Annotated in this window: 9 protein-coding genes; 5 read left to right on the top strand and 4 right to left on the bottom strand. The window is 49.8% G+C overall.

Annotated features, from left to right (window positions below):
- Nucleotides 1-261 precede the first annotated feature (261 nt).
- Nucleotides 262-1,575 carry a serine/threonine-protein kinase gene (locus tag NG833_RS16815; RefSeq protein ID WP_254566438.1) on the top strand — a complete coding sequence of 438 codons (1,314 nt, stop codon included), beginning with the start codon at nt 262-264 and terminating at the stop codon, nt 1,573-1,575.
- A 167-nt stretch (nt 1,576-1,742) separates the two neighbouring features.
- Here the strand turns inward: NG833_RS16815 and NG833_RS16810 are convergent, their stop codons facing one another.
- Entirely contained in the window at nt 1,743-2,003 is a 261-nt protein-coding gene (locus NG833_RS16810; protein WP_254566441.1) for a hypothetical protein, read from the bottom strand.
- Between NG833_RS16810 and NG833_RS16805 the strand changes: the two genes are divergently transcribed.
- Entirely contained in the window at nt 1,927-3,204 is a 1,278-nt protein-coding gene (locus NG833_RS16805) for a pentapeptide repeat-containing protein (protein WP_254566440.1), read from the top strand. The two genes, NG833_RS16810 and NG833_RS16805, sit on opposite strands and share 77 nt — an antisense overlap.
- 224 nt (nt 3,205-3,428) lie before the next feature.
- Here the strand turns inward: NG833_RS16805 and NG833_RS16800 are convergent, their stop codons facing one another.
- Both NG833_RS16800 and NG833_RS16795 read right to left on the bottom strand, forming a co-directional pair.
- Entirely contained in the window at nt 3,429-3,992 is a 564-nt protein-coding gene (locus NG833_RS16800) for a hypothetical protein (RefSeq protein ID WP_254566437.1), read from the bottom strand.
- Between the two features lie 135 nt (nt 3,993-4,127).
- Nucleotides 4,128-5,183, bottom strand: a complete 1,056-nt coding sequence (locus NG833_RS16795) for a Gfo/Idh/MocA family protein (protein WP_375293920.1) — start codon at nt 5,181-5,183, stop codon at nt 4,128-4,130.
- Between the two features lie 295 nt (nt 5,184-5,478).
- Here NG833_RS16795 and NG833_RS16790 point away from each other — a divergent pair, with 295 nt between their 5' ends.
- A complete protein-coding gene (locus NG833_RS16790; protein WP_254566436.1) occupies nt 5,479-5,778 on the top strand; it encodes a ferredoxin in 300 nt (99 codons plus the stop codon).
- Between the two features lie 298 nt (nt 5,779-6,076).
- Here NG833_RS16790 and NG833_RS16785 read toward each other — a convergent pair whose 3' ends face one another.
- Nucleotides 6,077-7,825 (bottom strand): SpoIID/LytB domain-containing protein, encoded by a 1,749-nt coding sequence (locus tag NG833_RS16785; RefSeq protein WP_254566435.1) that lies wholly within the window; start codon nt 7,823-7,825, stop codon nt 6,077-6,079.
- Between the two features lie 298 nt (nt 7,826-8,123).
- On the opposite strand from NG833_RS16785, the gene NG833_RS16780 reads away from it, so the two are divergent.
- Nucleotides 8,124-8,384, top strand: a complete 261-nt coding sequence (locus NG833_RS16780) for a ParB N-terminal domain-containing protein (RefSeq protein WP_015150546.1) — start codon at nt 8,124-8,126, stop codon at nt 8,382-8,384.
- Between the two features lie 180 nt (nt 8,385-8,564).
- Nucleotides 8,565-9,089 carry a Dps family protein gene (locus NG833_RS16775; protein ID WP_254566434.1) on the top strand — a complete coding sequence of 175 codons (525 nt, stop codon included), beginning with the start codon at nt 8,565-8,567 and terminating at the stop codon, nt 9,087-9,089.
- Nucleotides 9,090-9,436 lie beyond the last annotated feature (347 nt).

The following is a 9,436-nucleotide window of genomic DNA, read 5'->3' as shown; positions in this document are numbered from 1 at the left end:
AAAAAATAAAACCTTCAAAAAACCCGCAGGCTCAAGCCTGGGGCTACACGGACAAAGCGGTGCCTGCGCGGGCTAAAAGAGCCTTGTTAGGTGCGATCGCATCAAAGCAAGGATGATTTATTTGTTGGAATCCCCTAATCTAAGCAACTTCAGCCCCGATTGACAACTATAGGCCACCCACTCGCTCAACATTGCTAGATGGGTGGCTATTTTTATGGCGGTCCCAGTACAATATCGGATACTAATCAAGAGCAACCAATTATGGCTTGGCAACCCGGAGAACAATTACTCAACGGCAAGTACACGATCGAATCCCAACTCGGTCAAGGCGGATTTGGGATTACCTATCTAGCTCGGAACGATCGCAATCAACCTTTTGCAATTAAAACTTTGGGCCGAAAAGCTCGCTTTACTCAAGAACTTGCTAAATATAAGGAAGAATTTCTCAAGGAAGCGGACTGTTTGTCTCGCTGCATTCATCCCAGTATTGTGCGACTTGAAGAAGTCATTGATACGGACTCCCTCTGCTGTATAGTGTTAGAATACATTGATGGCACGCCTCTGGCCCGCTTGGTTAAACAAAAAGGCCGGTTATCTGAACGAGAAGCCTTGTTTTATACCTACCAAATCGCTGATGCTCTGCGTCTGGTCCATCAACAAGGGTTCTTACACCGTGATGTTAAGCCAATGAACATTGTCTTACGTCAAGAACGCTCAGATGCGGTGTTGATTGATTTTGGATTAGCCCGGGAGTTTTCCCAGGATCAAGTGGAAGTTCATCATAAACAAGGGTCTCGGGGATTTGCGCCTCTGGAACAGTACGATCTGCGAGCCTTGCGCGGTGCTTATACGGATGTATATGGATTGGCGGCTACTTTATATTCCCTGTTGACGGCTAAAGTTCCCCCATCAGCGAGTTCTCGCGATCGCAGTTGGGCGAAAACCCAAACCGACCCTTTACTGCCCCCAAAAACCCTCAATCAATCGGTGAGCGATCGCGTTAATACAGCTATTCTTAAGGGGTTGGCATTAGTCCCCGAAAATCGGCCCCAGTCCATCACGGCTTGGTTAGAATTACTCCAAGAGCCATCGGAAAACTCCCCCCAACCCCCGCAGATGACCCCGGCTATCCCGGAAATCTCCCCTTCTATCTCAGCCGTCGGCATGGACTATACTGTCCTAGAGAAGCTATTAGCTGCCGGTCAATGGCAGGAAGCCGATCGCGAAACCGAGGCCCTGATGCTGCGCGTGGCGGGTCGAGAGGCAGAAGGTCGCCTCAACATAGAAGATGTCAAACATTTTCCCTGCCGAGATCTGCGCACCCTCGATCGCCTCTGGAGCGAATACAGCAATGGACATTTCGGCTTGAGCATCCAAAGACAGATGTGGAGAGAAACCGCCCAAGACTACGAATCTTTTGGCGATCGCCTCGGATGGCGACGAGATAACGAATGGGTCTCTTATGCCGATCTAACCTTTGATCTCACCGCACCCGTCGGACATCTCCCGAGTTGGGGAAGGCGCGGTCGGTTATGGTCATTTTTAGCCACCCGATTGAAAAAATGTAGCCTTTAAGGGAAGAACTCACCACAGGGTGCATCTTTACAAATCTTTCCTCATCCCTAGCAAATTGATTCCCCTGATTTCCACCGGGCGATCGCCGATTCCCAGACTGGGTTACTTACCCCTGACTCCTCTCCACTCCCCCCTACTCCAAAAGATCAACCCAGATCATGCCCAGGTTAGGTACAATTTTCTACAAAGCCCTTCTGGGCTATTCCAATCCTCCCTGGCAGTAGCTTCCTCTGCTTTCTCAAAACCATGAACCCCGACCCAACGCCTAACTCATCCAACTCCAACCCTAGAGACAACTCCTCCTCAGTTAACCCTTCAGAACGAGGAAACAATTCCGTTTCTCCCGAACCACTGAGAGGGACCGTCGGAAATGCCACCCCCGAACGCGATCGCACTGCGAGGAACAACGGTGTCAGCGCAGAACCCATAACCCCATCGGAGGCCTTATCAGAGTTGGATGAATACCAACAGAACATAGGGAAGACACAACCTTCGCCGATCACCTTACCCCCCTTGGAGGACAACCCCAGATCTAGCCCTGGGGGAGTGCTAGTTTTAGCAGCGATCGCCATCATGGTCTTCGGGTTGGCGATCGATAATATCTTACTCGGGTTCGCCGGTGCCGTCGCTACCTTTGCGATTTCCCTGCGAATCATCTGGCCCAACTGGAGTCGGATTTGGGTCCAGTTGGTCCCTAACCCTTGGCGTGCGGTTGTGATTGCTTTTGTGGGACTGCTGACGGGGATCATCGGCCTGCTGATGCTCAGTGGCTCCAATCAACAACCGGGAAGCCGGAATATCCAGATTAACTGGGAGGCGATCGGGGCCGTTGGGGAAATCGTCGGTGCGTTGGGTCAAATCTTGATTGCCATTATCGCCGTCTATGTGGCGTGGCGACAGTATGTCATTTCCAAAGAACTAACGATTCAGCAAAACCGGATTACCCAACAGCAAACCATTGATACCTTCTTTCAAGGGGTATCTGACTTAGCCTTAAATGCAGAAGGATTACTAGAAGACTGGCCTCAAGAACGGGCGATCGCCGAAGGAAGGACAGCAGCGATTCTCGCTAGTGTCGATAGTGAAGGGAAAGCCAAAATTATCCGATTTCTCTCCCAGTCTAGGCTCTTGACCCCTTTAATGCGCGATCGCCATCTCGGTCGTCCCATCCTCGATGGGGACGGAGGCTATGCAGAAGACCGGATTGATGGGGTTCGCGTTATCGCCTTGGGTGTCATGTTAGCCGGTTCTGACCTCTCCGGCACCGATCTGCGCTGGACCGAATTAAGCGAAGCCAATCTCGTTCGCGCCGATCTCCAGAAGTGCGATTTGGTCAAAGCTAATCTCTCCCGGGCTATTTTGTACGAAGCTAACCTTTCCGGTGCCGACCTCAACTCGACCCGATTCTTCTACGGACCTGTAGAAACCGCTTCCCCGCGCAGTCGGACCAAACGGCCCAATTATCAAACCGGGGAACATACCGGCGCAGTCGTCGAGAATGCAAATTTCTCTAAAGTTGAGCGGATGTCTGAGAGTCAACGCTATTACATCTGTGCCTGGGGCGGTTCTAAAACCCGACAAACTATCCCGGGAGGGTGCGAAGGTATTCCGAATCTCTTAGGCCGATAAGACGACACCCGTTAATCTTGAGAATCAGCCCTGGCGATCGCATTTAAGGAATAAGTGCGCGATCGCCGTTTTCAACGTCCTAAGCTGCCTAGGCATTTAAATTGGATAATTTTAGCGAGCAAGATGCAAAGCAATTAGGCATAGCTGCGCTTACCGCACTCCCAGGGTGTCCAAATTTTCTAATCCTTTTCTTTAGAGAGAGAAAAGCGTACCGCCTACCCTATTCAAAAATAATCCGAGGGCAAAATTCCCCGTTTTTTCCGCGCTTGCATTGCTTTTTCTAATAAGTCTAACAGTCCCGGCGCTTCTTCCTGTAAGGTTAACAGCAGCCGTTCTCCAATATCTTCATCCCCCGGGTCTTTCCCGGTTTCCATGACGGTTTTAAGCCGTGGCATGGCAATATCATCCACAATTTGAATTAATCCACTCAAACACCGATTAAATTGTCTCTCAGTCAACTGGGAATCTTCTAAGGGAAATTCAATAATGGCTCGGATTTCTCCATCGGTCGGGTCATATTCCCATTGCAGCATTTTTGTTTCCCAGGAAATACACAACATCGTCTGGAGAATTGACTCTTTGTAAGGATGATTGCTAATTCCTGATAAGACTTTCGGCGCAAACAGCTTGAAAAATTCTCCATCTTCATCGAGTTGAATCACGATGGGGAAACTTTCTAAGTTTTCTGCTTGAACGCCGGTGATAATCCGATGATGTTCTGGATCAACCTCATATTGCCAAGCCCGGTTGTCAAGATAATCGGCGATTTGTTGGAGACTCGCGCCCATATTAACTCCCTTTGATTGCAGATTGGAATGGTGACGTTTATCTATTCTATGAGCATCAAAAAAGACAAACCCGAGAGTGCCTCTTTTATCCTAACCGGAACTGGGGGATCATGAGTGGTTCCGGTGACTCCCCCCTCAAATATTGGGTTCAGACTCCTCTTCCAAGACAGTCGTCCTTCCGGTTTCAGCGGCTAGACGGGCGGCATCAGCAACTTTGAGGGTATAAAGACTGGCCCTGGGGTCCACATATAATGGGGTTCCCTGGGTTAAATGATCCAGGACCATCTGGGTATCTTTGGCAAATAACCCCCGTCGGGTCCCGACTTCCAGGGGGGTAATCTCACCGTCGCGCACCAGTTGCCCCCGATCGCCATCAAATATCAAGGTTCCCTGACTTCCATGCAGTTCCAATTTTCGTTCGCTGGCGCAAAAGATTTCTCCTTTGCCATAGAGGACGGAGGCGATCGCCCCGTTGGTAAACCGTAACTGAGCGCTACATAAACAAGCCCGAAAATACTCTGATTCCGTTGGCTCCTCCCAAAACCGGCTTTGACAGCTTACCGTGGCGACTTTACCCAAAACATCCGTCAGGCGATGCAGACGCGAGAGGGCCGCAGTCAAGGGAAAGCCCAATAATTCTCGGTTATAGCTCCACTTGCGCCCAACCAACCGTTGCGGGTTGAGGGTACTGTAGCGGGCATAGGCGACCTCTCCCAGTTCGTTCCAGGACTGTTTTAGGGCCTGATGAACTCCCCCCAACAGTTCAATATGTTCGACATGGAGCAGCCGCTGTCTGGCGGTTGCTAAGGCAATCAAGTCCTCAGCTTCTGCGGGATCCAAACAGAGGGGATATTCCACGACGACGTGACAATCGGCTAACAGGGCCGCCCGAATGATGGCACCGCGATCGCGATTGATATTGCAAATGATCGCGAGATCCAGGTCCCCCCTGGCAATTAAGTCTTGCCAGGAGTTCATGGCGGTAGTCCGATGGATTTGGGCAAATTCCTCGGTTTTTTCGGGCGTATGTCCCGCCACCGCCACTAAGCGCGATCGCTCATCCTCTTGGAGGGTTTGCCCTCGGAGTTTTGCCACAAAACCTGTGCCAACCAGCCCCACCCGAATCGGGAGTTGGGTGACTGGGACCAGGGAGGGCGATCGGTTTGTACTAGGACTAGAGGATGTCGTCACGGTCTGAGTTTGCTTTCTTCAATAGAATCGATACTACTCTAACTTCTGCCCGGTGGATACCTGAGCTAAGTTTTAGGTGGGTCCTTCTTTAGGTATAAGTAATCAGGATTAAATTAGAAATTTTTATAATAAATTTTGTTGGGATAAAGGGGCCAAAGGGTGTTGCAACCTTTGATTTTTCCCCTAATATCAGAGAAAGGCTGATCCTAACCCGCAGACTGGCGCGTTAATCAAGGCGTGACCTCTGCATTAGCAAAACTTATAAGCCTGTCGATTATCTGGAGAAGATCACTAAATGGCAACTTACAAAGTCACCTTAATCAACGAAGCCGAAGGTCTCAATCAAACCATTGAAGTGGAGGATGATACCTACATTCTCGATGCTGCGGAAGAACAAGGTCTTGACCTGCCCTATTCCTGCCGTGCTGGTGCTTGCTCTACCTGTGCAGGCAAAATTACCTCGGGGACCGTTGACCAGTCTGACCAGTCTTTCTTAGATGATGAGCAAATTGAAGCTGGTTATGTCTTAACCTGCGTGGCTTACCCGAGTTCTGACTGTACGATTCTGACTCATCAAGAGGAAGAACTCTACTAAGAGAACTCCACCCTTTAAAATTTTTCCATTTTCAAAATGTAGGGGCGCACAACAAACGGTGCGCCCCTACAGTTGATCTTGGGCAAGCCGATCGGGCGCTTCTCGAAGCGCCCCTACAGGCTATAGGATTTAAACCCCTCCTGGGTTTTGCTACAGTCAGTCAGTTTCAACCCTCTGTAGGGGCGCTTCGAGAAGCGCCCGACAAAAATATATAGGGGCGCTCATAGAAGCGCCCGACAGACAAAGCTTTCAACCATCTGTAGAGGCGCTTCGAGAAGCGCCTCTACAGAAAGGGATTTCAACCCCTGTCGGAAGTTACTAAGGGGTCGCGCCAAAAAATAATGTCCTCAGAAATGGGTTGAATTTCGGTGCCGGGATAGTAGAACTTGAGAATACGATCGCTGGTCCATCCTAATTTCGCGAGTCGATGAGAACCACTTTGGCTTAATCCCACCCCATGTCCAAATCCGCCTCCGACAAAAACATACCCCTTAAAGCTTTTATCCTCTCCATACATCCGTTCTAGGTAAAAGAAGGTACTCAACGGTGCCCAGAATGCTCGGAGAATTTCATCTTTCACCAGTCTGACTGACCCCTGGTCCGTGGTGACATTGACGGCGATCGCTCGTCCGGCATTGCTTCTTTCCACCACTTCCACCGTCTGAATGGTCTGGAAATTGGCCTGGGGATGCTGCTTCTCTTGCAGATAACTCTTCAGATCTTTGTTCATTTGCGCCAAGCTGCTGACTTCGCGCCACCGAAACACATCCCACCCTTCTTCGTTAAACCCTTTGTCCAGAGTAATAAACCTGCGGAAGTTCTGCTCGTTGTCTAAACTGTAGCGGGATAAGTCCCAGACGTTGCTTACGGAGTCAAGGACTGCTCTCAAATACGGGCGATCGGCCCCATCCCACATATCCTGGAAAGGGGCAGTGATCCCCCCAGTGGTCGAGGAATAGAGGGCGTCGATTAATTCGTTGTTATAAGTCAGCACTTTCCCGGCAGTGGCGGCGATCGCGCGATCGGACCGGTCCCAAGTCTCGCCCACTCCTTTATAAACCTGGCACTCGGTACTGGCACATAACTCGTAGTTATCGATCGCAAATCGTCGCAAATTCCGCAGCACATAAGTTCGAGCAATAATCGCCTGCGCTTCGACTGCGGCATAAGGGGCATCTGCTCCAATTTCATGGGGGACAACTCCCCGTAAATAGTCCTCCATAGGGACCTCATTAACTAAGGTAAAGCTGCCGTAAGCATTGGGTTGAATTCGCAAATTCCCCGGATATAGAGTGGGGTTGCGGTCCTCTTTTTCTCGGCTAACTTGAATCCGATCGCTCCCGGCCCAAATCTCTAGGCGATCGCGATTATAGCGGAACCCTTCAAATACCCAACTCGGTTGGGGTTTCTGCTGGAGAATCTCCGTATCCAAAAAGGCGGTTTCATATCCCTCCGCTTGCAGATTTTGCAGCAATAACCGGCGCAATAGCGGGGTCCCATAGACCTCGCGCTGGGCCCAGACTTGCCAGCGTCCCGGATGAGCAATTTCTACCTCAATTCCCTTTTTTCGCCATTCATCCGCATTCTGTTCCGCATTCTCGAAACTGCGATGGGTACTCAACACCAGCCGTTCTTCTAGGATGGGCTCGGCTAGGGGTTTCATGACAATTTCTAGCTGGATCTCTTTCACTTCCTGGGTTTGAGGTGTCCCATCCCCCCCCTCAAAGCGGACATAGAGGCGATCGCCTTCTAAGGCTTTCAGAATTAGCTTATCCGTCGGTTTGCTGCCAAAGCGCTGCACCACCCCAATCTCCAGTTCTCGATTCTGCACTTGATTGGCGCGGACCACTTCCCCAGGAACGATCCAGAAGCACAGGACCGTCACCACCACCCCAGATATCCGCCCTAACCATTGGCGTCCCATCGGTTTGGCGGTTGGAGTGACAGCAGTCGGTTTCGGTTCCCCAATCTGATCTATAGCTTGGCGATCGCTGACAATTTGGGAATGGACCCCCGGATTCTGTTCTTGATATGCTGTTGATTTCACCGTTCGATACCCGTTTGTTTGGTTTAAATATCCGCTCTAAACTCTCGACAATGGCCTAATTTTCCTCCCACTGCAAGCATTTCACTCCCTTAACCTCTCAGTGGGCGATCGCCCTGGAAGGCGATCGTTAATTTTATCCCCTCTATTCTGGTCAAAATCCCCCCCAACTTTCAACCCATTTCCCCCCCATCCTCCCCATCTCCCCCATCCCCCCCATCCTCCCCAATCTCCTTGTTGCAACTCATACTCATTCCGACTATGATATAAGAAAGCCACCAAAAACCCAGAAATCACAACTATGAGAGTCGAAGAAATCCCGATCGCCAAGATTCGGCGTCCCTTACCGCGCCAGAATGACTTACAAAAAGTAGAGACGCTGATGGCGTCCATCCAAGAAATCGGATTACTAGAACCAATTGACGTGCTAGAAGTAGAAGGGGAATATTATGGCTTTTCGGGTTGTCATCGCTATGAGGCTTGTCAACGCCTAGGCCATAAAACCATTCGCTGTAACGTCCGTCGTGCTCCGCGATCGGTGCTAAAAATGCACCTAGCCTGAGTCGATACTGCCGATAGAGCCGGTACAGTATTCAAGCAATGGGACGATTACCGGGTTTTTGGACCTTTCTTGGTTCCCAAGCCAGCAGTAGGTTGTCAAGAAACCCGCTTTCTCACCCATACTGTACCGATGCTCTAGTCATCCCGTTCACAATATACTCGTTCTAAAGGAGACCGAATCATGGGAAAAGATAAAAACAAAGATAAAGACAAAGACAAAGACAAAGACACCATCTCAAAAATCAATACTGGCATTAATGCAGAAGACCGGCAAGCGATCGCTGATGGATTATCGCGACTCCTGGCCGATACTTACACCCTCTACTTAAAAACCCATAATTTCCATTGGAACGTCACTGGGCCCATGTTCCAGACCTTGCACTTGATGTTTGAAACACAATACACCGAATTGGCCTTAGCTGTGGATATGATCGCCGAGCGGATTCGCGCCTTGGGATATCCAGCACCCGCGACTTATAGCGAGTTTAGTAAATTAAGCTCCATTGAAGAAACCCTTGGCGTTCCGAAAGCCAAAGAGATGATTCAGTTGTTAGTAGAAGGACAAGAAGCCGTAGTGCGGACTGCTCGTTCTGTTTTCCCCACCGTTGACGCAGCAAACGATGAACCCACCGCTGATTTATTAACCCAGCGGATGCAGATTCATGAAAAAACCGCTTGGATGTTAAGAAGTCTGCTGGAAGAATAAAGCATCGGTTAAATCTCGCTAACCCGAACTCAGAAATTGAGTTTTGAGGGAAGTGGGGGATAACGACTGAAGTCGTTACTACAAACGGGTGAAAATCTCTTGTTCGTAGTAACGACTTCAGTCGTTTCTTGGCAGAATCAAGGGAAGATAACGACTGAAGTCGTTACTACAAACGGGGGAAAATCTCTTGTTCGTAGTAACGACTTTAGTCGTTTCTTCTGCGAACAAACGGGGGATAACGACTGAAGTCGTTACTACAAACGGGGGAAAATCTCTTGTTCGTAGTAACGACTTCAGTCGTTTCTTCTGCGAACAAACGGGGGATAACGACTGAAGTCGTTACTACA

Source organism: Oscillatoria sp. HE19RPO, assembly GCF_024220515.1.
Classification (GTDB): Bacteria; Cyanobacteriota; Cyanobacteriia; order Cyanobacteriales; family Laspinemataceae; genus Laspinema.
Note: the sequence above shows the minus strand (reverse complement) of the source record. Positions and strands in the feature narration are given on the sequence as shown.